Below are 24,771 nucleotides of genomic sequence, written 5' to 3'. Positions count from 1 at the left end.
TCATCGGGCCGCCTCCTCGAGATCGCGCGGGCCGAAGGCGTCGGGCAGCACTTCGTCGATCGTGCGGATGCCGGAGACCGTCTCGAGGAGCATGCCGGGCAGCGCGTGCTCGAACAGCAGCTGGCGGCAGCGGCCGCACGGCATGAGCGTCGCGCCGTCGCCGTCCACGCACACGAACGCGACGAGCTGGCCGCCCCCGCTCATGTGCAACTCGGAGACGAGACCGCACTCGGCGCACAGCGTCACGCCGTACGACGCGTTCTCGACGTTGCAGCCGGACACGATCCGGCCGTCCGACACGAGTGCGGCTGCGCCCACCTTGAACCGCGAGTACGGGGCGTACGCCCTGTGCATCGCATCCGTCGCCGCAGCGCGCAGCTCGTCCCAATCGATATCGGTCACGTCACCCCTTGATATACGGCTTGCCGTCCGCGGCAGGTGCGCGGATCTGCCCCGCGAACCCGACGACCGCGAGGATCGTCACGACGTACGGCAGCATCAGCATGAATTCGCTCGGGATCGGCGTTCCGAGCACGTTGAGCAGGTTCTGCAGGTTCGATGCGAAGCCGAACAGCAGGGCCGCGAGCGTGGCGCGGATCGGGTCCCAGCGGCCGAAGATGACCGCCGCCAGGGCGATGAATCCGAGACCGGCCGTCATGTCCTTCGTGAAGTTCGGCACCGAGACGAGCGTGAAGTAGGCGCCGCCGATGCCTGCGATCGCGCCGGCGAGCAGCAGGTTCCAGAACCGCGTGGGGTTCACCTTGATGCCGACGGTGTCCGCGGCCTGCGGGTGCTCGCCGACGGCGCGCAGCCGCAAGCCCCAGCGTGTGCGGTAGAGCGCCCAGGCGACCACGGCGACCGTGACGTACATGAGGTACACCAGGAAGGTCTGGTCGAACAGCACCGGACCGATGACCGGGATCTCGGAGAGCACGGGGATGGCGACCGGCTTGAACGGCACCGGGCTGTTCAGCGCCCCCGCATTCGGCGCCAGCACCGCGGTGTACAGGAAGCCGGTGAGGCCCGACACGAGCACGTTGAGGACGACGCCGACGATGACCTGCTCGACGATGTACTTGATCGCGAAGACGGCCAGGACGGCGGCGACGAGCACGCCGCCGATCATGGCGCCGATGAGCCCCACGAACGGATTCTTCGTGACGCTGCCGAGGATGGTCGCCGTGAACGCTCCGAGCAGGAACTGACCCTCGATCGCCACGTTGACGACGCCGCCCCGCTCGCCGATCACACCGCCGAGCGCACCGAAGATCAGCGGCACCGCGAGCGAGAGCGAGCCGCCGAGCAGCCCCACGACGGGGACCGCTGCGCTCGAACCGGCGCCCGACCACGTCAGGAACGCGAACATCGCGAGAAGGGAGTACACGATCGACAGCCAGATGGGCGTCGGTCGATACCGCATGGCGAGCACCAGCGACCAGACGCCGAGCAGCGCCGCGATGACCCACGAGATCCAGATGGCCGGCTGCGCCGGCACCGAGATCGAGCCGAGCTTGATCACCGCGCCGCTCTCGGCGAGCCGGTAGACGGTGTCCCCGTGCGCCGGGGCGAGCAGGAACAGCAGGCCGAGCAGCGCGGCCAGCACGAGGAGCGTCAACGGCACCTTGAGCTTGCGGACCTGCACGACGGCGAGCTGGACGGTGCCGTCCGGGGCGGTCTGCGCCTCTGCGATGGTCATGCCGCCGCCTCCTTGCGAGCCGCCTTCTTCGTGGACTTTCGAACGGCGTTCGCCGTCTTCTCGGCCTCGGTCTTGGGGAGGAAGAAGATCGCGCGGATGAGCGGGGGCGCCGCGATGAACAGCACGATCAGCGACTGGACCACCAGCACGATGTCGACGGGGATGCCCTGGAGCGCCTGCATCGTGAACGAGCCGGCCTTGAGCGCACCGAACAGGATTCCGGCGAACAGTGTGCCCCACGCGCGGCTGCGGCCGAGGAGCGCCACGGTGATCGCGTCGAAGCCGATACCCGCATGGATGCCGGCATCGAAACCGCTCGTGATGGTGCTCTGGATCTGGATCATGCCTGCGAGACCGGCGAGACCGCCCGCGAACAGCATGGCGTAGACGAACATCCGCGGCACGCTGATGCCCGCCGCGCGGGCCGCGCTCGGGTTCTCGCCGACGGCGCGCATGCGGAAGCCGAGGCTCGAGCGCTCGATGAGCCACCACACGAAGAGGGTGGCGACGAGTACGACGGGGAAGGCCCACGTGAGCTGCGGATACTGCGGGCCGAACAGCGCCGGGAAGACCGCGTTCTGCGGCGTCGGCGAGGAGATCGGCTGGTTGGTGCCGGGCTTCTGCAGCATGCTCGGCGTGCGCACCATCCACGAGACGAGATAGAAGGCGATGTAGTTGAGCATGATCGTGAGGATCACCTCGTGCGCACCCGTGCGGGCCTTCAGCACGCCCACGATGCCGCCCCACAGCGCACCGCCGATGATGCCGACGATCAGCGTGATCGGCAGCTGCAGGATCATCGGCAGACCGAGGTTGAACGTCAGCAGCGCGGATGCCGCGCAGGCGATGAGCATCTGCCCCTGGGCGCCGATGTTGAACAGGCCCACCCGGAAGGCGAGGGCGACACCGAGCGCGGCGGCCGTGAGCGGCGCCGCGAAGCCCAGGGTGCTCGTCAGCGGCAGGATCGCCTGCTGGAACGACGTCGCCTGGAAGTTGATGATCGACCCCTGGAACAGGGCCGAGTACGCGCCCCACACGGCGTTCCAGATCGCCGCGAACGTGTCGATCGGCCGCGCGAAGAAGTAGCCGGCGGCCTTCTGCACCGCGGGGTCGGTGAGCGCGATCAGGATGCCGCCCACCAGCATGGCCAGCACGATGGCGAGGATCGTCGTGACCACGCTGCCGCGCATGATGTCGCGGATGATGAGGTTCTGCCGCGGGGGCGGCGCGATCGTCTGAGCCGTGCCCGCGGCGGTGTCGACGGTGGTGGCCGTCGTGGTGGCCGCGCCCGGCGCCGCCTGGACCGCGCGGTCGGCCTCGGGCGCGCCCCCGGGTTCCGCCTTCGGGTCGGACGTGGTGTCGCTCATGCTGCCGACTCCTCAGGCTGCTCGCCGGCCATCATCAGGCCGAGCACATCGCGAGGCGTGTCCCCGGGCACGATCCCGACGATACTCCCGCGGTACATCACCGCGATGCGGTCGGCGAGGGCCGCGACCTCATCGAGCTCGGTCGACACGACCAGCACCGGGATGCCGGCATCCCGCGTCTTGATGATGCGCTTGTGGATGAATTCGATGGAGCCGACGTCGACGCCACGGGTCGGCTGGGAGGCGAGCAGCATCTTCAGGTCGCGGCTGAGCTCGCGCGCGATGACGACCTTCTGCTGATTGCCGCCGGAGAGGGCCCCGGCGGGGGTCTGCGGGCCCTGCGTGCGGATGTCGAACTCGGCGATGCGCGCCCGCGCGAACTCATCGAGCACGCCGCGATTGATGGTGCCGATCGAGCTGAACGCCTTGTCGCTGGAGCGATCGAGGATGAGGTTCTCGGCGACCGAGAACGCGCCGACGAGGCCATCCTCGTTCCGATCCTCGGGCACGAAGCCGATGCCGGCGTCGAGCGTGCCGCGGACGGCGACCCCGGCGAGCTCCTCGCCGTCGAGGACGATCGAGCCGGTGACACCCGAATGCAGTCCCATGATCGCCTCGGTGAGCTCGGTCTGCCCGTTGCCCTGGACGCCCGCCACCGCGAGCACCTCCCCCGGACGGACGTCGAACGAGATGTTGTCGACGAGCACGGTGCCCGTCGGCGAGATCACCCGCAGGTTGCGCACCTCGAGGCCGCCCGCCGGCTTCACCTTCGGCGCGTCCTTGTGCACCGTCAGCTCGACCGCACGGCCCACCATCATCGAGGCCAGCTCCGTGTTGGACGCGGTGGGGTTCGCCTCGCCCACGACCTTACCCAGGCGGATGACCGTGATGCGGTCCGCGACCTCCCGCACCTCGCGCAGCTTGTGCGTGATGAAGACGATGGACGTGCCCTCGTCGCGGAGCTGGCGCATGATCGTCATGAGCTCGTCGGTCTCCTGCGGCGTCAGCACGGCGGTGGGCTCGTCGAACACCAGGATCTTGGCATCCCGCGAGAGCGCCTTGATGATCTCCACGCGCTGCTGGACGCCGACCGGAAGGTCGCCGACGGTCGCGTCGGGATCGACCTCGAAGCCGAAGCGCTGGGCGACGTCTCGGACGTGCTTGCGCGCGGCCGCGAGGTCGAGCGAGCCGAGGGCCTTCGTCTGCTCGTGGCCGAGCATGACGTTCTCGGCGACGGTGAAGACCGGGACCAGCATGAAGTGCTGGTGCACCATGCCGATGCCGGCGTTCATGGCGTCGCCGGGACCGCGGAAGTGATGCGCGACACCGTCGAGGAGGATCTCGCCCTCCTCCGGCTGGTAGAGGCCGTAGAGGACATTCATGAGGGTGGATTTGCCCGCGCCGTTCTCGCCCAGGAGGGCGTGGATCTCGCCCGGCTCGACGGTCACATCGATGTGATCGTTCGCCGTGAAAGACCCGAAGCGCTTCGTGATTCCACGCAGCTCGAGCTTCATGTTCTGCACCTTATCCGTTACGTGCGGACTTCGGGGAGAGGCCACGGACAGCACGAAGCGACGACCGTGGTCGCCGCTTCGTGCTGTCCGTCCGCAGGGATCAGCCGGCCGACGCCGCCTTCGGCGACGAGGGCGACTGGACGACGATCTTGCCGTCGATGATGTCCTGCTGGAGCTTCTTCAGCTCGTCGGTCAGACCGGCCGGCAGCTTCGACTCGAAGTCGTGGAAGCTGGAGAGGCCGACGCCCTCGTTCTTCAGCGTGCCGACGTACGTCGTCGGGTCGAACTTGCCGGTCCCGCCCGCCATGACGGCGTCGTGGACGGCGACATCGATGCGCTTGAGGATCGACACGAGCGTGATGTCGGCGACACTCGGGTCGGCGACGACGAAGTCGCTGTCGACGCCGAGCATGACCGTGTCCTTGCCCTGCGCGCGGATGGCTGCCGCGGCGCTGAGGTAGATCGGTCCGCCGACGGGCAGGATGACGTCCGCACCCTGGTCGAGGATGCCCTGGGCGGTCTGCTTGGCGGTGTCGTTCGCCGCGAAGCCACCCGTGAAGGAGCCCTTCTGGGTCGCCTTGTCCCAGCCGAACGACTGGACGCTCTTGCTCTTGTCGCTGTTGTACTTGGCGACGCCGTCGACGAAGCCGTCCATGTAGATGCTCACCGGCGGGATCTGCATGCCGCCGAAGGTGCCGACCTTCTGAGCGTGCGAGTACGCCGCCGCGGCGTACCCGCCGAGGTAGGCGGCCTGAGCCGTGTCGAACAGGAGCGGCTTGATGTTCGGGGCATCCGTCTTGCCGTCGTTGTTCGCGTCGGCCGGGTCATCCACGATGGCGTAGTCGATCTTCGGGTTGGCCTTGGCGGACTCGATCGTGGCGGCGGAGAGGTTGAACCCCACCGAGACGATGTAGGTGCAGCCGCCGGCCACGAGCGCCTGCATGTTCGGCGTGTAGTCGCTCGCGGACTTGGACGTCACCTGGGTGAACTTGATGCCGAGCGAGTCGGCGGCCTCCTTCATGCCGTTCAGCGCCGCCTCGTTGAACGAGTGGTCGTTGAAACCGCCGCTGTCGGAGACGATGCAGGGCTTGAAACCGGCGACGGCCTTCGTGCCGGCGCTGCTCGAGGTAGCGGTGGGCGCCGAGCCGCAGCCGGCGAGGGCAAGGAGCAGGCTCGCGGCAACCCCAGCGCCGACGAGCTTGCGGGTGGTAGAGATGGTCAACTCACGCCTCCACGTCTTTTCCCCAGCGGATCTCGCGAGGGCTGTATAGAAGTTACCCAGCATGACGGCCGATTTGCATGCGGACAAAGCCCCTGAGGTGAATGGTTATGAACCCGAGATATCGGGGCTCACAGCACGTCGGTTCCGCCATTCAGCTTGAGGGCGTCGACGATGCCCTTCACGCGCTGCGCGTTCTCGCTCGTGGTGACCAGGAGAGCGTCGTCCGTGTCCACCACGACGATGTCGTGCACGCCGATCAGCGAGATCACGCGCTTAGTCTGCGAGACCACGATCCCGCTGGATGCGTCGGCGAGGACGCGGGCGTTGGGGCCGAGGATGGCGAGGTCGTTCTTGCGCCCGTGGGAGTTGAGCTTGATGAGGCTCGCGAAGTCGCCGACGTCATCCCAGTCGAAGTGGCCCGGAATCACCGCGAGCCGGCCCTTGGCCGCGGCGGGCTCCGCCACGACGTAGTCGATGGCGATCTTGGTGAGGGTCGGCCAGACGCGATCGACGACCGGGCCGCGTCGCTCTCGGTCGTCCCAGGCCTCGGCGAGATCCATGAGACCCGCGTAGAGGTGCGGATCCTGCTCGGCGATCTCGCCCAGCAGGACGTCGGCGCGGGAGATGAACATGCCCGCGTTCCAGAGGTACCGGCGGTCGGCGAAGTACTCCTTCGCCGTCTCGAGGTCCGGCTTCTCGACGAACCGCTCGACGAACGCCGCCTCGGGCGCGCCGTCGACGGGGAGCTCGTCGGACTTCAGGATGTAGCCGAATCCGATCGACGGCTCCGTCGGCTGGATGCCGATCGTGCAGATGTACCCCTCGCGCGCCACGGCGACCGCCTGCTGGACGGCGAACTCGAAGGTCCGCAGACCGCGGATGACGTGATCGGCGGCGAAAGAGCCGATGATGACGTTCGGCTCGCGCCGGCTCAGGATGGCCGCGGCCAGCCCGATCGCGGCGGCCGATTCGCGCGGCTCCGACTCGAGGAAGACGTTCTTGTCCGGGATGCCGGGGAGCTCCTTCTCCACCGCGGCACGGTGGGCGCGCCCCGTGACCACGGCGATGCGGTCGGCGCCGGCGAGAGGCTCGAGCCGATCCCACGTGTCGCGCAGCAGCGTCTGACCGGACCCCGTCAGGTCGTGGAGGAACTTCGGTGCGTCCGCCCGCGACAGCGGCCAGAGTCGACTGCCGACGCCCCCTGCAGGGATGACGGCGTAGAAGTCTTCGATGGGCTGCGGCATGGGCACCAGCGTACGGGAGGCTCCTGCCGGCCACCTGGCGGTGAGGGTGCCCTCGCCCGCACCACCTCCTGGCTGGGAATAGGATGAGTGAGGCGCCCGCGAGACGCCAGAGGCTCCCCAGCCTCTCCCCCGGGGCTCGAAGCCCACCGTTTTCGATCAAGGAGGACGGCCGTGTCTGCACCAGCACGCCTCACACCGCAGATCTCGGAAACCACCTCCAAGGTCCCGCGCGGCACGCTGTATCGCGGCCGCGAGGGGATGTGGTCCTGGGTCCTGCACCGCATCACCGGCGTCGCGATCTTCTTCTTCCTGCTGGTGCACGTCCTCGACACAGCCCTCATCCGCGTGTCGCCGGCGGCGTACGACGCCGTGATCGGCACGTACAAGAACCCGATCATGGGCCTCGGCGAGATCGTGCTCGTCGCGGCGATCACCTACCACGCGTTCAACGGGCTGCGCATCATCCTCGTCGACCTCTGGTCGTGGGGCACGCGCCACCAGCGGCAGTTGTGGTGGGGCGTCATCGGACTCTGGGCGATCACGATGCTCGGCTTCATCCCCCGTCAGCTCATGGTCATCGTGGCCGAGATGTCCGGCGCGAAGTAAGGGAGACGACGACATGACCTCCGACACCATCGCCGCCCCCCGCACCCCGGCCCCGTCCCGCCGCAGGGGATCCAACCTCGAGAAGTGGGGCTGGATCTACATGCGGGCCTCCGGGGTCCTGCTGGTCGTCCTGATCTTCGGGCACCTGTTCATCAACCTCGTCGCCGGCGAGGGAGTGCGCCAGATCGACTTCGCGTTCGTCGCGGGCAAGTACGCCACGCCGTTCTGGCAGTGGTGGGACGTCATCATGCTCTGGCTCGCCCTCATCCACGGCGCGAACGGCATGCGGACGATCGTCAACGACTACGTCATGCACGCCGGCACCCGGCGCGTGCTCGTCTGGGCGCTGTGGCTGGCGGCCGCATTCCTCATCCTCCTCGGCACGCTGGTCGTCTTCACCTTCGACCCCTGCCTGGGAGTGACCCCGGGCAGCGAGCTGGCCGCCCTCTGCACGGCGTGAGCCTGCGCAGGGACGACGGCGACGCACCAGGATCACCAGCGACACGACGTAGAGGCAAGGGCATACATCACGTGAGCACGCAGACCGCGGATTCCATCGTCAAGGACGGCGTCCACTACCACCAGTTCGACATCGTCATCGTGGGCGCCGGCGGCGCGGGGATGCGGGCGGCCATCGAGGCCGGCCCCGGGGCGAAGACCGCCGTCATCTCCAAGCTGTACCCCACGCGCTCGCACACGGGTGCGGCGCAGGGCGGCATGGCGGCGGCGCTCGCCAACGTCGAAGAGGACTCGTGGGAGTGGCACACCTTCGACACCGTCAAGGGCGGCGACTACCTCGTCGACCAGGACGCGGCGGAGATCCTGGCGAAGGAGGCCATCGACGCGGTCATCGACCTCGAGAACATGGGCCTGCCGTTCAACCGGACGCCCGAGGGCAAGATCGACCAGCGCCGCTTCGGCGGGCACACGGCCGACCACGGCAAGACCCCGGTGCGCCGCGCATGCTACGCCGCCGACCGCACCGGCCATATGATCCTGCAGACGCTGTTCCAGAACTGCGTGAAGCTCGGCATCAACTTCTTCAACGAGTTCTATGTCCTCGACCTCATCACGGTCGGTGAGGGCAGGAACAAGCAGATCGCCGGCGTCGTGGCGTACGAGCTGGCCACGGGCGACCTGCACGTCTTCCAGTCCAAGGCCGTCATCTTCGCCACGGGCGGCTTCGGCAAGATCTTCAAGACCACCTCGAATGCGCACACGCTCACCGGCGACGGCGTCGGCATCGTGTGGCGCAAGGGCCTCCCCCTCGAGGACATGGAGTTCTTCCAGTTCCACCCGACGGGGCTGGCCGGACTCGGCATCCTCCTCACCGAGGGCGCGCGCGGTGAGGGCGCGATCCTCCGCAACGCGAGCGGCGAGCGCTTCATGGAGCGCTACGCCCCCACCATCAAGGACCTCGCCCCGCGTGACATCGTGAGCCGCTGCATGGTCCAGGAGGTCGCGGAAGGCCGCGGCGCCGGTCCGCATCGCGACTACGTGCTGCTGGACTGCACGCACCTGGGCGCCGAGGTGCTCGAGACCAAGCTCCCGGACATCACCGAGTTCGCGCGCACGTACCTCGGTGTCGACCCCGTCGTCGAGCCGGTGCCGGTCATGCCGACCGCCCACTACGCGATGGGCGGCATCCCGACCAACAACAAAGCCGAGGTCCTCTCCGACAACACGACCGTCGTGCCCGGCCTCTATGCCGCCGGCGAGTGCGCGTGCGTGTCGGTGCACGGCTCCAACCGGCTCGGCACGAACTCGCTGCTCGACATCAACGTGTTCGGCAAGCGCGCCGGCCGCAACGCCGTGGAGTATGTGAAGACCGCCGAGTTCGTCCCGCTGCCGGAGAACCCGGCCCAGGCCGTCTCCGACATGATCGAGAAGCTGCGCAACAACGCCGGCACCGAGCGCATCGCCGTCCTGCGCAAGACGCTGCAGGACGAGATGGACCGCAAGGCCCAGGTGTTCCGCACGGACGAGTCGCTGGGCGAGGTGCTCGGCACGATCGAGGAGCTGCGCGACCGCTACCTGAACGTGCACGTCGACGACAAGGGCAAGCGGTACAACACCGACCTGCTCGAGGCCGTCGAGCTCGGCTTCCTCCTCGACCTCGCCGAAGTCGTGGTCTACGCGGCCCGCAACCGCAAGGAGAGCCGCGGGGGCCACATGCGCGATGACTACCCCAAGCGCGACGACGAGAACTACATGCAGCACACGATGGCGTACCTGACCGGGGACGCGCACTCGTCGGACGCGTCGGACCACATCACGCTGGATTGGAAGCCCGTCGTCGTGACCCGCTACCAGCCGATGGAGAGGAAGTACTGATGTCCACCGCTCTCGTCGATCCGGATGCGGTCTCCGAAGTCGAGGAGACGACGGCGGAGACCGGCATCCAGTCGTTCCTCGTCACGTTCATCATCCGCCGGTTCAACCCCGAAGTGGACGAGGAGCCGCGCTGGGTGGACTACGACGTCGAGGTGTACTCGACCGACCGTGTGCTCGACGCGCTCCACAAGATCAAGTGGGAGGTGGACGGGTCGCTCACCTTCCGCCGCTCGTGCGCGCACGGCATCTGCGGGTCGGATGCGATGCGCATCAACGGCCGCAACCGCCTCGCGTGCAAGACCCTGATCAAGGACCTCGACATCTCGAAGCCCATCTACGTCGAGGCGCTCAAGGGGCTGCCGCTCGAGAAGGACCTCGTCGTCGACATGGAGCCGTTCTTCGCCGCGTACCGGGAGGTCAAGCCCTTCCTCATCGCGGACTCGAAGCCGGAGCCGGGCAAGGAGCGCATCCAGTCGGTCGTCGAGCGCGAGCGCTTCGACGACACGACGAAGTGCATCCTGTGCGCGGCGTGCACCTCGTCGTGCCCCGTGTTCTGGACCGACGGCCAGTACTTCGGGCCTGCCGCGATCGTGAACGCGCACCGGTTCATCTTCGACTCGCGCGACGATGCCGGCGATGTGCGCATGGACATCCTCAACGATAAGGAAGGCGTGTGGCGCTGCCGCACCACCTTCAACTGCACCGAGGCGTGCCCGCGCGGCATCGAGGTGACCAAGGCGATCGCCGAGGTCAAGCAGGCCGTCCTCCGCGGTCGCTGACGCGCCGCACCGTCCGCCACGCGGCCGCGGCGACGGCGGATGCGGCGGCTGCGACTCGCTAATCTGACTCCGTGACCCGTCCCGGAGTCGAACACGGCGCTGCCCCTTCGTCGAGCGACAGCGCGAAGTCCTCGCGTACTGCTGCCGCCCAGGCGGAGCGCGACGAGAAGGACCTCCGGGCACGGTTCGAGGAGCGGCAGGAGACGCTGCGCCAGCGGTTCGACGAGCCGATCGCCCGCGCCACGGCGCTGACCCAGCGCACGCTCGCGTGGTTCCCGGTGCGCGTCTGGCGCAACTTCCTGCAGCACGACGGGTTCATCCTGGCGGCGGGCGTCAGCTATCAGTCGCTGTTCGCCGGCTTCGCCGCGCTCTACGTCGTGTTCGCGATCGCCGGGCTGTGGCTCGGCGACAGCGTCAGCGCCGCGAACGAGCTCATCCGGATCATCAACAACTACTTTCCCGGTCTGATCGCCGAAGACGGCGTGATCAAACCCCACCAGGTGCAGGAGATCGTGAGCGCGAACACCGGGACGCTCACCATCACCGGCGTCATCGCCCTCGGCACCCTCGTATGGACGGCGATCAGCGCGATCTCGTACGCACGGCGCGCGGTGCGCGGAGTGTTCGGGATCCCGCCCGACCGCCGCAACTACTTCTGGCTGAAGAGCCTCGACCTCGTGGCCGCCCTCGTCTTCGGCGCTGGTCTGTTCCTCGGCACGGTCCTCGTGACCTTCGGCACATGGGCCCTGCAGTTCACCTTCGACCTGATCGGACTGAGCAACTCGTCGAAGGCCTCGCTGCTCACTGTCCGGCTCGTCACAGTGCTCGCGCTGCTCATCGTGAACATCCTGCTGATGGCCGGCCTGTTCCGCTTCCTGACGGGGACGCAGCTGACGTGGCGGCGCATCATGCCCGGCGCTGTGCTCGGGGCGAGCGCGACGACGGTCCTGCAGCTCGGCTTCGGCCTGTTCCTCAGCTTCACGCCCTCGAACCCGCTCGTGGCGACGTTCGCCGTCGCGATCGTCCTGCTGCTGTGGTTCCGCCTCATCGGCATCGTGCTGCTGGTGGCGGCATCGTGGATCGCCGTGGCCGCGAAGGACAACCACATCCCGCTCCTCCCCGTCACCGAGGCGGAGCGCCTCGCCGCCGAGCACCAGGCCCTGCTGCTGGCAGCCCGGGTGCGCCTGCGCACGGCGCAGGAGGCGCGAGCGACGGCGCCGTGGCACCGACGGTGGGCGGCCGACCGCGCGGTGCGAGAGGCCGAGGACGAGCTCGAGCAGGTCGAGGCTGCGACGCCGGCGGTGGCCGCCGCCACCGCTTCGCACCACGGGCTGCACGCGCAGCCTTCGGACGAGGCGGGGCGGCATTGAACGTCGGAGGGCCTCGCTAGGCTGGCGTACATGCCCCGCCGCGTACGTATCGCCTCCATCAACGTCAACGGCATCCGTGCGGCGACGCGCAAAGGGATGCTCGAATGGCTGGCGGATGCCGATGTCGACATCATGGCGATGCAGGAGGTCCGGGCGACCGCCGAGCAGCTTGCCGCCTCCTTGCCGGGATGGCGGATCATCGGCGACGAGGCCCTCGCGAAAGGCCGCGCCGGCGTGGCGATCGCCAGCCGCGAGGATCCGGTCGTGGTGCGACGCCTGTTGGCGGGCCCGAAGCGGCTCGATGCATCCGGCCGCTGGCTCGAGGCGGACTTCGTCATCGACGGCGAGGACCTGACGGTCGTCAGCGCCTACGTGCCGTCGGGTGAGGCCGATACGCCGAAGCAGGACCAGAAGTGGGACTTCCTGAACGCGATGGAGAAGCGGATGCGGCAGCTGCGCACGCTGCCTCTCGCCCTTGTCATGGGAGACCTGAACGTCGGCCACCGCGAGCTCGATATCCGCAACTGGAAGGGCAATGTCAAGAAGTCCGGCTTCCTGCCGCGCGAGCGCGCGTACTTCGATCGGCTGTTCGGGCCCGCAGGCACCATCGTGACCGGGGTCGACGGCTCGCGCGGTCGCGGCCAAGGCTGGGTGGATGTCGGTCGCCGCTTCCACGGCGAAGTCGACGGCCCGTACACCTGGTGGTCGATGATGGGCCGGGCGTTCGACAACGACACGGGGTGGCGCATCGACTATCAAGTCGCAACTCCGCAGCTCGCGGAGCGGGTGGCCGACTACAGGATCGTGCGGGCGCCTTCGTGGGACACACGGTGGAGCGACCACGCTCCGGTCGTCGCGGACTACGCCGTCGGGGCCTGATCGGGCTCCCATAGACTCGTGAGGTGACCAAACCGCGCCTCTACTCCGGAATGCAGCCCTCTGCCGACTCCCTCCAGATCGGCAATTTCATCGGGGCCCTGATGCAGTGGCGCGACCTGCAGGAGTCCTACGAGGCGTTCTTCTCCGTCGTCGACATGCACGCTCTGACGCAGCCGAACGACCCGTCCGAGCTGCGCGCGAAGACGCGGCGTACGGCCGCGCAGTACATCGCCGCAGGCATCGAGCCGTCGAAGTCCACGCTGTACGTGCAGTCGCACGTGCCGGCGCACGCCGAGCTGGCGTGGATCCTGTCGACGATCACGGGCTTCGGCGAGGCCGGACGCATGACCCAGTTCAAAGACAAGTCGCAGCGCTACGGTGCCGACGCCACCTCCGTCGGGCTGTTCACCTACCCGGTGCTGATGGCCGCCGACATCCTGCTGTACCAGACCGACATCGTCCCCGTGGGCGACGACCAGAAGCAGCACGTCGAGCTCACGCGCGACCTCGCGGAGCGCTTCAACTCCCGCTACGGCGAGACCTTCCGCGTGCCGATTCCCGTCATCCAGCAGGAGACGGCGCGCATCTACGACCTGCAGAACCCGACGGCCAAGATGTCGAAGTCGGCGGAATCGGATGCGGGTGTCCTGTGGCTGCTGGATGACCCGGCGCTATCTGCCAAGAAGGTCATGCGCGCGGTCACCGACAGCGAGGGCTCGGTGCGATACGACCGCGAGTCGAAGCCCGGCGTGTCGAACCTGCTGGTGATCTACGCGGCCCTGACAGGTCGCCAGATCCCGTCGATCGAGGACGAGTATGCCGGCCGCGGCTACGGAGACTTCAAGAAGGGTCTCGCCGAGGTCGTGGTGGAGGAGTTCGGCCCGGTGCGGGAGCGTGCCCTGGCGATGCTCGACGACCCGGCGGAGCTCGACCGCGTGCTCGCTCTGAATGCCGCGCGCGCGGAAGAGGTCGCGAACGCGACGCTCTCCGACGTCTACGACCGGGTCGGGCTCCTGCGCCGCGTGTGACCTTCCCCCGCTCATCCAGCCGGGCGGACTGCCCAGCTGGCTGCTGTCCCGTCGGCTGGCGGGCGGCTGCCGGCGGGGTCCTGCAGCCTGGCGGGCTGGCGGTCGGCTGGCGGGCTGCCGGCGGGCGGGCTGCCGGCGGGCTGCCGGCGGGCGGTCGGCTGGCGGTCGGCTGGCGACCTACCGGTGGGGGTCCTTCCGCGCTGCCGTTCTGTGAGCGTGGCGTTCAGGATTCAGTCTCCTCGCGCTGCCAGCGATCACGGGCGCACGAGTTCCGGGGCGATCAGGTTCATCCTGAGGCGCGGAGACTGAATCCTGAACGCCGTCGGTGTCGGGATCGGCGTTTGGGCGCATGCGCGGTCGGGCTCAGGGCGACCGGCGGTCCGGCTCAGAACTACCGGCGACCGGCGGTCCGGCTCAGAACTACCGGCGACCGGCGGTCCGGCTCAGAACTACCGGCGATCGGGCGGCACGGCTCAGAGCTACCGGCGACCGGCGGCCCGGCTCAGAGCTACCGGCGGTCCGGCTCAGAGCTGCCGGCGGGAGTGGATGAGGCCGCGGAGGCTTTCGACCACCGACTCCGGGCGATAGAGGATGTCCTCAGCGGCCAGCCGGAGGACGCAGAGGCCTTTCGCGGCGAGAGCGCGGTCGCGTCGATAGTCCTTGAGCCGCTGCTCCCACGTGCCGTGGAATGCTCTGCTGTCACACTCGACGACAAGCCAGCCGTCCAGAACCAGGTCGACCCGACCGACGCCTTCGAAGACGACTTGGAGGACGACGTGGCATCCGAGTCTCTGCGCCATCAGCCGGACCAGCGTCTCGGTCCCCGCCTGCGCCCTGGCGTCGACGAACCCACGCAGCAGCTGGAAACGCGCCGGCAGGCGCGCGAAGACCTCGGCGAATCCGACGTCATCGATCACCCCCAGATTCAGGGCGCTGTCCAAAGTGGCGATGGCGTGGCGCGGCTCCTGACAGCGGACAGCCGAGATCAGCGCATCGATGACGCCGACCGCGCCCAACCCGGGCTCGTCCGTCAGGCGCCTCCAGTGCAGCAGCATCGGCCCGCGCTTCCCGCGATCGGGCAGACGTCGGCGGCGACTCAGGCGCGACCGCATCCTGCTGTCACCTCGCTCCATGTGCACGTGCAGTGTCGAACCGTCGAAGACGAAGACGCCCAGCAGCGCGAGCAGTGAAAGACAGCCGAGGCGACCTCCGACGCGGACAGCATCAACCAGCGGCGGCGGCGCATCGCGGGCGAGGTAGCGGTCCTGCCGAGCACGCACGAGGTCGCCGGACTTCACCGCGGCGGTGATGGCACGGGAGCTGAAGCCGTCCCGGATGAGGTCGGCGCGGGTCAGAACATCGAACACCACCTGATCGTTGCGGCCCCGAGGCGCGCCCCGACGGGCGCGCACCCGCGGTGTGGATAGCCGAACGCCGGTGAGCCGGGTGCAGGAGACTCTGTTTCCCTGACCATGGCGTCCGTGCGTGCGCCGCGCTGCGGCCCACGGCGTTCGGGATTCAGTCTCGTCGAGCCCGCCGGACGTGCGCAGGGCCGGAAGTTCGCCGCCCGGCCGCCGCTTGTGCAACGAACAGACTGAATCCCGGACGACACGGCAGGGCGGTGGTCGGGGCGGGTGGGGCGGGTGGGGCGGGTGGGGCGGTGGTCGGGGCGGGTGGGGCGGGTGGGGCGGGTGGGGCGGGTGGGGCGGGTGGGGCGGGGCGGGTGAGGCGGGTGAGGCGGGCGGGCCGGGGCGGTGGGGCCGGGCGGGCGGGACGGGGCGAGACAGCGGCCCGGAGGTCGGTGGGGCGTGCCAGGATGGGCGCATGCCCGAGATGCCGGAGGTGCAGGGGCTGGTCGACTTCCTCGGCGAGCGCACGGCCGGCCTGCGCATCGTGCGGGCGATGGTCGCGAACATCGCGGCGCTGAAGACGTACGACCCGCCGGTCGAGGCTCTGAAGGATGCCGAGATCACCGGCGTCTCGCGTCACGGCAAGTTCCTCGACATCTCGACGGCGAAGGACGGTGGCGCAGGTCCGCACCTCGTCTTCCACCTCGCCAAGGCCGGCTGGCTGCGGTGGTACGACCAGTTGCCGACCACGCTCATCAAGCCCGGACGGACGCCGATCGCGCTGCGCGTGGCGCTCAGCGACGGCTCGGGATTCGACCTGACCGAGGCGGGGACGAAGAAGTCGCTGGCGTTCTACGTCGTGCGCGCAGCATCCGATGTTCCCGGCGTCGCGCGGCTGGGGCCCGATCCGCTGGCTCCGTCGTTCACGCGCGACGTGCTCGCCGGGATGCTGGCGGGCCGCCGCACGCAGATCAAGGGCGTGCTGCGCGACCAGTCGATCGTCGCCGGCATCGGAAACGCGTACTCGGACGAGATCCTGCATGCCGCGAAGATGTCGCCGTACGCCCTCGCCTCCTCGCTCACGGATGAGGACGTCGACCGGCTGTACGCGGCGACGATCTCGACGCTGACGGATGCCGTGTCCGAGGCGACGGGCAAGCCGCCCGCCGACCTCAAGGACGCGAAGAGACGCGGGATGCAGGTGCACGGCCGCCGCGGCGAGACCTGCCCCGTATGCGGCGACACCGTGCGCAGCGTGTTCTTCGCCGACAACTCGCTGGAGTACTGCCCGACGTGCCAGACCGGCGGGAAGGTCCTCGCCGACCGGCGCCTCTCGCGCCTGCTGAAATAGAGGGATGCAGGATCTCGAGACGCCCCGGCTGCGGCTGCGCCGGTTCCGGCCCGACGACGTCGACTTCGTCTTCGACACGTACTCGCGATGGGACGTGCAACGCTTCATCGGCCGCGTGCCACGACTCATGGCCGATCGCGCCGAGGCGATCGAGCGCGTCGACCGGTACGCCGTGTGGGACGACGAGGAGCCGAAGGGGATCTGGCTCATCGCCGACCGCAAGAGCGGAGAACGCTTCGGCACGGCGCTGCTGAAGGACCTGCCGGCATCCGGTCCCGCCGATCCGCTGCAACCGTCGGGCGAGACAGAGATCGGCTGGCACCTGCACCCGGATGCGTGGGGCCGCGGCATCGCGTCGGAGGCTGCGCAGAGGGTGCTGGAGTACGCGTTCGAGGCGGGGCTCGACCGCGTGCTGGCGGTCACGCACCCCGAGAACACGGCATCTCAGGCCGTCGCCCGCCGGATCGGCATGCGCGACGAAGGCCTCACCGACGCGTACTACAACACGACGTGCGCGCTCTTGCGCATCGACCGCATCCACGGCTGAGGCTGGGAGGTCACCGCGTTTCGACTCGCTGCGCTTCCTCGACGACCGGCATGACTGGTCCTGTGTCAGTCCACCCAGCCGAGGGACTTCGAGACGGCCTTCTGCCACGTGCGGTAGCGCCGGTCGCGCTCCTCGACAGGCATCACGGGCTCGAACCGACGGTCCTCCTGCCAGTGTGCGCGCAGGTCGTCGAAGCCGGCCCAGACGCCGGTCGCCAGGCCCGCCGCATAGGCGGCGCCGAGGGCGGTCGTCTCGACGACCCTCGGCCGGACGACCGGGATGCCGAGGATGTCGGCCTGGAACTGCATGAGCAGGTCGTTGTGCGTCATCCCGCCGTCCACGCGCAGCTCGTCGAGCTCGCGGCCGGTGTCCGCGGTCACGGCTCCGATCACGTCGCGCGTCTGGAAGGCCGTCGACTCGAGCGCGGCGCGGGCGATGTGCGCCTTGGTGACGAAGCGGGTGAGGCCGACCAGCGCGCCGCGCGCGTCCTGCCGCCAGTACGGTGCGAACAGGCCGGAGAACGCCGGGACGAAGTAGGCGCCGCCGTTGTCCTCCACCGACTCGGCGAGCGTCTGCACCTCCTGCGAGGTCCTGATGATGCCGAGGTTGTCGCGCAGCCACTGAACGAGCGACCCGGTGACGGCGATCGAGCCCTCGAGGGCGTAGCGCGCCGCATCCGTCCCGCACCGGTACGCGACCGTCGTGATGAGCCCATGCGAGCTGCGCACGAGCTCGGTGCCCGTGTTCACGAGGAGGAAGTTGCCCGTGCCGTACGTGTTCTTCGACTGGCCCTCGTCGAAGGCGGCCTGGCCGAAGGCGGCGGCCTGCTGATCGCCCAGGATGCCGGCGACGGGCACACGCCGCACGACGGCGGGCAGCTGAGCCGTCCCGACCACCTCGGACGAGGACCGGATGGCGGGCAGCATCGCGCGCGGGATGCCCCACACCGCGAGGAGCTCCTCGGACCAGTCGAGGGTCGTGAGGTCCATCAGCAGCGTGCGGCTCGCGTTCGTGACGTCGGTCACATGCTCACCGCCGGACGGACCGCCGGTGAGGTTCCAGACGATCCACGTGTCGGGGGTGCCGAAGAGGATGTCGCCGGCTTCGGCCGCGTCGCGGGCACCCGGCGCATTGTCGAGGATCCACGCGAGCTTGGACGCGGAGAAGTACGTCGCGAGCGGGAGCCCCGTGATCCCGGTGATCCGCTCGGCCTGATCGGCGAGACGGTCGAGGCGGTCCTGGGTTCGGGTGTCCTGCCAGACCACGGCGTTGTAGACGGGTCTGCCCGTGCGACGGTCCCATACGATCGCCGTCTCGCGCTGGTTCGTGACGCCGATGCCGGCCAGGTCCGCGGCGTTCAGCCTCGCCTTGCCGAGCGCGTGCGAGACGACCCACTCCGTATTGGTCCAGATCTCGACCGGGTCGTGCTCGACCCATCCGGCCCGGGGGAAGATCTGCGCGTGCTCGCGCTGAGCCGTCGCGACGATCGCCCCGTGGCGATCGAACACGATGGCCCGCGTGGACGTCGTCCCCTGATCGATCGCCATCACATGCTCGGCCACATCGCCTCCTCGATCGGATGCCGCGCCCCCGCGCGGCTCCGCCAGGCTATCGGTCCAGCGGCGCAGGTCGAAGGCTCCGCAGGCTCCGTCTCGTGCCGCTCGCGCCCGCTCGACTGCCCGCACGCGGGCCCGGGAAGCTAACGGGTGAGCGGGATGGGACCGGTCAGCGAGCCGCCGTCGTCGGTTCCGGACACCTCGTCGTGGCGCGCCGGCGCGGCGGGCACGAACGCGTCGACCTTGGCGAGACCGCGCTCGACCTCGAACGCCTGGCGCGCGGCATCCCATGCGAGGACCGGAGCGATCGCCTCCGCGATCTCCGCGGCCGCCTCGGGGGTCGCCCCGCCGGTGAAGGCGATGCTCGTGCGCCGCATGAGCATGTCGTCGAGGTGGACGACATGCTCGGTGCGGGCGAGATGACGCAGCTCGCCCGTGGAGTACGCGGGCGCTGCGGCGAGCGGGGCATCCGAAGGGTCGGCCGCGATCGCGCGGATGACGTCGGCCGCGAAGGTGCCGTAGCGGTCGAGGAGCACGGATGCCCGCGCGCCGGAGACGCCGGGGTGGCCGGCGATCCACTGCCGGCGCGCACGCTCCGTGGTCGGATAGCCGCGGCCGCCGCCGATGGCGAGGCCCTTCGTCGAGCGCACGCGGGAGCGCGCGAGCAGCCCGAGGACCCGGTCGGCGAGGTGCTCGGCCGAGGCGCGGAACGTGGTCCATTTGCCGCCGATGAGGCTCAGGACCGATGCATCCGTTCCCTCGCCCAGCGGCGCCTGCTCGATGCGGTAGTCCCGCGAGACGAAGCCCGGCGACACGTCGTCGTGGCGCGGCAGCGGGCGCACGCCGGCGAAGCGGTAGACGATCTGCGAGCGGTCGACCGGGATCCCCGGCAACACGTGGGCGACGAGGTCGATGAAGTAGTCGACCTCCGCCTCGGTGCACACGATCGGGTCGGCCATGTCGTGGTCGATGTCGGTCGTGCCCACGAGCACGCGTCCCTTGAGCGGGTAGATGAGCACGATGCGGCCGTCGCTATGCTCGAAGAAGAGCTCCCGCCCGCCGGTCGCGGCCAGCAGACGCGGGTGATCGAGCACGATGTGCGAGCCCTTCGTGCCGCCCATGAAGCGGGTCGGGCTGCCGAGCGCGGCGTTCGTGATGTCGGTCCAGGGACCCGAGGCGTTGACGACGACGGATGCGGCGAACCCGGTCTCCTCGCCTGATTCGACGTCGCGCAGCACGACGCGGCCGTCCTTGACGGCCACCGCCGCGGTGTAGTTGGCGGCACGGGCGGTGCGGTGCGCCGCATCCTCCGAGCGCGTGCGGGCGCCCGCCGCCAGCCCGTCGCGGACCAGGTCGAGCGCGAGCCGCTCGGGGTCGTGGAGCGAGGCGTCCCAATACGTCGCGGTGTATTTCACATCGGGGCTCAGGTCGGGAAGGTCGCGCAGCGACTGCGCACGACCGTGGAAGGCGTGCCGCGGCACGACGCCGTTCACGTGGAACAGCCCGCGCGAGAACGAGTCGTAGATGACGAGGCCGATCTTGATGAGGATGCCCCCGCGCTCGGAGGGCCGGCCCGACCCGTGCCGGAGGAAGCGGAGGGGAGCGCCGATCACGCCCGAGAAGGTCGAGAAGATCGGGATGGTCGTCTGCAGCGGGCGGACGAAGTGAGGGGCGGTGCGCAGCAGGGAGTTGCGCTCGGTGACCGCCTCGTGCACGAGCCGGAACTCGCCGTTCTCGAGATAGCGGATGCCGCCGTGGATCATGTGCGACGAGGCGGCGGATGCTCCGCTGACGAAGTCGCCGCGCTCGACGAGAGCGACGTCCACGCCTTGCAGCGCGAGGTCGCGGAAGGTTGCGATGCCATTGATGCCTCCGCCCACGATCAGGACGTCGGCGTACGGGCGAGCCTTGAGCGCGTCGTAGCCGTGTGCGACCGGCTCGTGGTGCGTCTCCCCGGAACGGTCGGGCATGCTTCCCCTTTCCCCACCTCCAGGCTACGTGGTCCCGGAGCCGATCAGGCCGCCATTCAGCGACTCGGAATGAAACGGTGCCGCCCGCGATTAGTAGACTGGAGACCGAAGAACGTGCTCCGGGGTCGGTGAGAATCCGAACCGGCGGTGACAGTCCGCGAACCGAGGCGATCCCTTCTCCGAAGGGCAGCGCCGAGGCCGATCCGGTGGAATTCCGGGACCGACGGTGATGCGGTGCGGCAGTCCGAGGACTGCGGCCCGCGAGTCCGGATGGGAGGCAGCACGGCGGCAGCCGCATTGCACGCCGTCGACCCGGTCACGAGGACACGACAGGAAGACGGATGACGGCAACCGACGTCGAGCGGCGCGCGCAGCGCGCCGACGTCGAGCGCGCGGCCATGGCACGCGCGCTCGAGATCGCGCAGCTCGGTCCCCGCGGCGTCAACCCTCAGGTCGGCGCGGTCGTCCTCTCCCCCGACGGCGAGGTGCTCTCCGAGGGATGGCATCGTGGCGCAGGCACCCCGCACGCCGAGGTCGACGCGCTCTCACGGCTCGCGCCGGGCGCCGCTCGCGGCGCCACGGCGGTCGTGACCCTGGAGCCCTGCAACCACACGGGCCGCACAGGCCCGTGCGCGGTCGCGCTCATCGAGGCCGGCGTCGCCCGCGTGGTGTACGCCGTCGCCGATCCGGGAGATCACTCCTCGGGCGGAGCCGACCGGCTTCGCGCGGCCGGTGTCGAGGTCGAATCCGGCGTCGGCGCGATCGAGGCCACTGCGCTCCTCGACTCGTGGCTCGAGGTGCAGCGGCTCGGCCGCCCGCACGTGACCGTCAAGTGGGCGCAGAGTCTCGACGGCCGCGCGGCCGCCGACGACGGCACGAGCCAGTGGATCACCGGCCCCGCGGCGCGCGAGGACGTCCACCGCCGCCGCGCGCTGGCCGACGCGATCGTCGTGGGGACGGGCACGGTGCTCGCGGACGATCCCGCCCTCACCGCCCGCGGTTCGGACGGGCGCCTCCTGGAGTCGCAGCCGGTCCCGGTCGTCGTCGGCACCCGTCGGACGCCGGCGGATGCCGCGCTCCGGCGCCACCCGCACGAGCCGCTGTTCTTCGACGGCCCCGAGCTGCGCCCGGTGCTCGACGCGCTGCGCGAGCTCGGCATCCAGCGCGTGTTCGTCGAGGGCGGCCCCGCGCTCGCCTCCGCGTTCCTGCGCGAGGGCCTCGTCGACGAGGTGCTCGCCTACATCGCCCCCGTCGTGCTCGGGGGCGGCCGACTCGCTCTCGGCGACATCGGGGTCGGCACGATCGCCGACGCCCGACGACTGGCTGTGACATCCGTCGAACGGCTCGGCGACGACCTGCTGGTGGTCGCCCGGCCCGCAGCGAGCAAGACAGAAGAAGGAGAGGCCTGATGTTCACGGGAATCGTGGAGGAGGTCGGCGAGATCACCGCCGTCGCACCCTCGGGAGACGGCGTGCGGCTCACCGTGCACGCGCCGAAGGCCGTGTCGGATGCCGGGCACGGCGACTCGATCTCGGTCAGCGGCGTGTGCCTCACCGTCGTCGACCAGGGCGCGGACTGGTTCACCGCCGACGTCATGAAGCAGACTCTGGACATGTCCACGCTCGAGCGGGTCGCGGTGGGTCGCCGCGTCAACCTCGAGCGCGCCACGTCCGCGCACGGCCGCCTCGGCGGCCACATCGTGCAGGGTCACATCGACGGCACCGGAGAGATCCTCGAGGTACGGCCCGGCGCCCAGTGGCGCGTCATCCGCATCGGCCTCCCGCACCACCTCGCGCCGCTCGTGGTCGACAAGGGGTCCATCGCGGTCGACGGAGTGTCGCTCACGGTGAGCGCGGTGTCCGACCCCTCGACAAGCTCGGGGACCGGGAGCGGCTCGGGGACCGGAGACGGATCGGGGACCGGAGACGGATCGGGGACCGGGGACGGATCGGGGACCGGAGACGGAGACTGGTTCGAGGTCTCGCTCATCCCCGAGACGCTCACGGCGACCACGCTCGGCGAGCGCGCGCCGGGCGAGCGTGTGAACCTCGAGACCGACATCCTCGCGCGCCACGTGCAACGGCTTCTGTCTTTCGCGGCACCGGCCGCACCCCGCGAGGCGACTTTCACGGAAGGAGGCTCACGATGAGCCTTGCCACCATCCCCCAGGCCCTCGACGCGCTGCGCGCCGGGCGCCCCGTCATCGTCGCCGACGATGAGAACCGCGAGAACGAGGGCGACGTCGTCCTCTCGGCCGAGCTGGCGACCCCGGAGTGGGTCGCCTGGGCGGTCCGCTGGTCGAGCGGATTCCTCTGCGCGCCGATGCCGACAGACTGGGCCGACCGCCTCGACCTGCCGCCGATGGTGGCCGTGAACGAGGATGCGCGGGGCACGGCGTACACCGTCAGCGTCGACGCCGCCGATCGCATCTCGACCGGCATCAGCGCGACCGACCGCGCGCACACGCTCAACGTGCTGGCGAACCCCGCATCCACCCCCGCATCCGTCATCCGTCCCGGGCACATCCTGCCGCTGCGCGCCGTCGACGGCGGCGTCCGCGAGCGCGGCGGCCACACGGAGGCGACGGTCGAGCTCATGCGGCTCGCCGGCCTGCAGCCGGTGGGTGTCATCGGCGAGGTGGTCGCGGAGGACGGCGGGATGATGCGTCTGCCGGGCCTGCTCGAGCTCGGCGAGCGTGACGGCGTGCCTGTCATCACGATCGAGCAGCTCATCGAGTACCTCGACGAGAACGAGCCGTGCGACCCGGCCAAGCGCGCACAGCACAGGCGACGGGTGAGCCTGCGCGCGGAGGCGCACGTGCCGACGTCGCACGGATCGTTCCGCTTCCTCGCCTACAAGGACCGCGTCACGGGCACCGACCACATCGCGGTCGTGTCGGGCGAGCTGCAGGGCGGCGCCCCGCTGGTCCGGGTGCATTCGGAGTGCCTGACCGGCGAGGCGTTCGGCTCGCTCAAGTGCGAGTGCGGCCCCCAGCTGGAGGCGGCGCTCGACGCCATCGAGCAGGACGGCGGGGTCGTCATCTACATGCGCGGCCACGAGGGCCGGGGCATCGGGCTCATCAACAAGCTGCGCGCGTACAGCCTGCAGGAGCGCGGCCTCGACACCGTCGATGCCAACCTGGCGCTGGGTCTTCCGGCGGACGCGCGCGACTACGCGGCGGCGGCCGGCATCCTCGCGGATCTCGGTGTCGAGAAGGTGCGCCTTCTCACCAACAACTCGGACAAGGTGAACCAGCTGCGCGAGCTCGGCCTCGACATCGTCGAGCAGGTGCCGCTGCTCGTGGGGATCGGTCCGAACAACCACCAATACCTCGCCACCAAGCGCGATCGGATGGGCCACATCATCGCCGACGACGACTTCGAAGAAGCGCTCGCCGCCATGCACGAGGCGGCCGAGAAGTGAGCGGGCACGGCGCTCCCGAGCAGGAGCGGGTGGATGCCTCGGGCCTGTCGGTCGTCGTCGTGGCCGGCACGTGGCACGAGGTCATCACGAACGGCATGATCGCCGGCGCCGCGCGGACCCTCGACGCCTCGGGCGCCGCCTGGCGCCTCGTGCGCGTCGCGGGCTCCTTCGAGCTGCCCGTGGTCGCGAAGGCGGCGCTGGATGCGGGCGCCGACGCGGTCGTGGCGCTGGGCGTCATCATCCGCGGCGGCACGCCGCACTTCGAGTTCGTCTCGTCGGCCGCGACCGACGGCCTGACCCGCGTGGCCCTCGACACGGGCAAGCCCGTCGGGTTCGGCGTGCTCACGCTCGACAACGAGCAGCAGGGTCTGGATCGCGCCGGTCTGCCCGGCTCGAAGGAGGACAAGGGCGCGGAGGCGGCCGACGCCGCCCTGCGCACAGCGCTCATCCTGCGGGAGCTGCGCGCCCGCGCCTGACCGATCCGCCCGATGTCGGTCTCGTCCTCGACGTCCAGGAGCCGCGGACGCGCCTCGTGC

At 69.7% G+C, this 24,771-nt stretch carries 22 protein-coding genes; 13 read left to right on the top strand and 9 right to left on the bottom strand.

Going from position 1 to position 24,771, the window contains the following annotated elements:
- The 6 genes from SM116_RS05600 to SM116_RS05575 form a co-directional block, all read right to left on the bottom strand.
- Positions 1–402: a cytidine deaminase gene (locus tag SM116_RS05600; protein ID WP_320943472.1), complete on the bottom strand. Its 402-nt coding sequence runs from the start codon at positions 400–402 to the stop codon at positions 1–3.
- Position 403: 1 nt separating this feature from the next.
- Positions 404–1,696, bottom strand: a complete 1,293-nt coding sequence (locus SM116_RS05595) for an ABC transporter permease (RefSeq protein ID WP_320943471.1) — start codon at positions 1,694–1,696, stop codon at positions 404–406.
- Complete coding sequence (locus SM116_RS05590) at positions 1,693–3,063, bottom strand: ABC transporter permease (RefSeq protein ID WP_320943470.1); 1,371 nt, start codon at positions 3,061–3,063, stop codon at positions 1,693–1,695. The genes SM116_RS05595 and SM116_RS05590 overlap by 4 nt, the downstream gene beginning before the upstream one ends.
- Positions 3,060–4,577 (bottom strand): ABC transporter ATP-binding protein, encoded by a 1,518-nt coding sequence (locus SM116_RS05585; protein ID WP_320943469.1) that lies wholly within the window; start codon positions 4,575–4,577, stop codon positions 3,060–3,062. The genes SM116_RS05590 and SM116_RS05585 overlap by 4 nt, the downstream gene beginning before the upstream one ends.
- A gap of 100 nt (positions 4,578–4,677) precedes the next feature.
- Positions 4,678–5,799, bottom strand: a complete 1,122-nt coding sequence (locus SM116_RS05580) for a BMP family lipoprotein (protein WP_320943468.1) — start codon at positions 5,797–5,799, stop codon at positions 4,678–4,680.
- Positions 5,800–5,927: 128 nt separating this feature from the next.
- Positions 5,928–7,043, bottom strand: a complete 1,116-nt coding sequence (locus tag SM116_RS05575) for a mannose-1-phosphate guanylyltransferase (protein WP_320943467.1) — start codon at positions 7,041–7,043, stop codon at positions 5,928–5,930.
- A gap of 171 nt (positions 7,044–7,214) precedes the next feature.
- On the opposite strand from SM116_RS05575, the gene sdhC reads away from it, so the two are divergent.
- The 7 genes from sdhC to trpS all read left to right on the top strand — a co-directional run bounded on the left by sdhC (position 7,215) and on the right by trpS (position 14,039).
- On the top strand, positions 7,215–7,649 hold the full coding sequence (gene sdhC / locus SM116_RS05570; protein ID WP_320943466.1) for a succinate dehydrogenase, cytochrome b556 subunit: 435 nt from the start codon (positions 7,215–7,217) through the stop codon (positions 7,647–7,649).
- Between the two features lie 13 nt (positions 7,650–7,662).
- Complete coding sequence (locus SM116_RS05565; protein WP_320943465.1) at positions 7,663–8,109, top strand: succinate dehydrogenase hydrophobic membrane anchor subunit; 447 nt, start codon at positions 7,663–7,665, stop codon at positions 8,107–8,109.
- Positions 8,110–8,180: 71 nt separating this feature from the next.
- Complete coding sequence (gene sdhA, locus SM116_RS05560; RefSeq protein WP_320943464.1) at positions 8,181–9,983, top strand: succinate dehydrogenase flavoprotein subunit; 1,803 nt, start codon at positions 8,181–8,183, stop codon at positions 9,981–9,983.
- Positions 9,983–10,762, top strand: coding sequence for a succinate dehydrogenase iron-sulfur subunit (locus SM116_RS05555; RefSeq protein ID WP_320943463.1), 780 nt, complete (start codon positions 9,983–9,985; stop codon positions 10,760–10,762). The genes sdhA and SM116_RS05555 overlap by 1 nt, the downstream gene beginning before the upstream one ends.
- A 71-nt stretch (positions 10,763–10,833) precedes the next feature.
- Positions 10,834–12,132 (top strand): YihY/virulence factor BrkB family protein, encoded by a 1,299-nt coding sequence (locus SM116_RS05550; protein ID WP_320943462.1) that lies wholly within the window; start codon positions 10,834–10,836, stop codon positions 12,130–12,132.
- Positions 12,133–12,162: 30 nt separating this feature from the next.
- Positions 12,163–13,011: an exodeoxyribonuclease III gene (locus SM116_RS05545; RefSeq protein ID WP_320943461.1), complete on the top strand. Its 849-nt coding sequence runs from the start codon at positions 12,163–12,165 to the stop codon at positions 13,009–13,011.
- A 23-nt stretch (positions 13,012–13,034) separates the two neighbouring features.
- Positions 13,035–14,039 carry a tryptophan--tRNA ligase gene (gene trpS, locus SM116_RS05540; protein WP_320943460.1) on the top strand — a complete coding sequence of 335 codons (1,005 nt, stop codon included), beginning with the start codon at positions 13,035–13,037 and terminating at the stop codon, positions 14,037–14,039.
- A 524-nt stretch (positions 14,040–14,563) separates the two neighbouring features.
- On the opposite strand, the gene SM116_RS05535 is transcribed toward trpS, so the two are convergent.
- A complete protein-coding gene (locus SM116_RS05535) occupies positions 14,564–15,406 on the bottom strand; it encodes an endonuclease domain-containing protein (protein ID WP_320943459.1) in 843 nt (280 codons plus the stop codon).
- A gap of 457 nt (positions 15,407–15,863) precedes the next feature.
- Here SM116_RS05535 and SM116_RS05530 point away from each other — a divergent pair, with 457 nt between their 5' ends.
- Together SM116_RS05530 and SM116_RS05525 are read left to right on the top strand one after the other, a co-directional pair.
- Positions 15,864–16,739 carry an Fpg/Nei family DNA glycosylase gene (locus SM116_RS05530; RefSeq protein WP_320943458.1) on the top strand — a complete coding sequence of 292 codons (876 nt, stop codon included), beginning with the start codon at positions 15,864–15,866 and terminating at the stop codon, positions 16,737–16,739.
- 4 nt (positions 16,740–16,743) lie between these two features.
- Positions 16,744–17,286, top strand: coding sequence for a GNAT family N-acetyltransferase (locus tag SM116_RS05525; protein ID WP_320943457.1), 543 nt, complete (start codon positions 16,744–16,746; stop codon positions 17,284–17,286).
- 65 nt (positions 17,287–17,351) lie between these two features.
- On the opposite strand, the gene glpK is transcribed toward SM116_RS05525, so the two are convergent.
- A complete protein-coding gene (gene glpK / locus SM116_RS05520; protein ID WP_320943456.1) occupies positions 17,352–18,848 on the bottom strand; it encodes a glycerol kinase GlpK in 1,497 nt (498 codons plus the stop codon).
- Positions 18,849–18,985: 137 nt separating this feature from the next.
- Positions 18,986–20,812: a glycerol-3-phosphate dehydrogenase/oxidase gene (locus SM116_RS05515; protein WP_320943455.1), complete on the bottom strand. Its 1,827-nt coding sequence runs from the start codon at positions 20,810–20,812 to the stop codon at positions 18,986–18,988.
- A 341-nt stretch (positions 20,813–21,153) separates the two neighbouring features.
- Between SM116_RS05515 and ribD the strand changes: the two genes are divergently transcribed.
- Genes ribD through ribH form a run of 4 tightly spaced genes read left to right on the top strand, consistent with a single transcriptional unit; the run spans position 21,154 to position 24,711 of the window.
- Entirely contained in the window at positions 21,154–22,221 is a 1,068-nt protein-coding gene (gene ribD / locus SM116_RS05510; RefSeq protein WP_320943454.1) for a bifunctional diaminohydroxyphosphoribosylaminopyrimidine deaminase/5-amino-6-(5-phosphoribosylamino)uracil reductase RibD, read from the top strand.
- Positions 22,221–22,961 carry a riboflavin synthase gene (locus SM116_RS05505; RefSeq protein WP_320943453.1) on the top strand — a complete coding sequence of 247 codons (741 nt, stop codon included), beginning with the start codon at positions 22,221–22,223 and terminating at the stop codon, positions 22,959–22,961. Before ribD ends, SM116_RS05505 begins: the two co-directional genes overlap by 1 nt.
- Positions 22,958–24,235: a GTP cyclohydrolase II gene (gene ribA, locus SM116_RS05500; protein WP_320943452.1), complete on the top strand. Its 1,278-nt coding sequence runs from the start codon at positions 22,958–22,960 to the stop codon at positions 24,233–24,235. Before SM116_RS05505 ends, ribA begins: the two co-directional genes overlap by 4 nt.
- A complete protein-coding gene (gene ribH / locus SM116_RS05495) occupies positions 24,232–24,711 on the top strand; it encodes a 6,7-dimethyl-8-ribityllumazine synthase (protein WP_320943451.1) in 480 nt (159 codons plus the stop codon). The genes ribA and ribH overlap by 4 nt, the downstream gene beginning before the upstream one ends.
- Positions 24,712–24,771 lie beyond the last annotated feature (60 nt).

The sequence above is a fragment of the Microbacterium rhizosphaerae genome (assembly GCF_034120055.1).
Classification (GTDB): Bacteria; Actinomycetota; Actinomycetes; order Actinomycetales; family Microbacteriaceae; genus Microbacterium; species Microbacterium rhizosphaerae.
The sequence above is the reverse complement of the archived record's forward strand: the minus strand, read 5'-3'. Positions and strand labels throughout refer to the sequence as shown.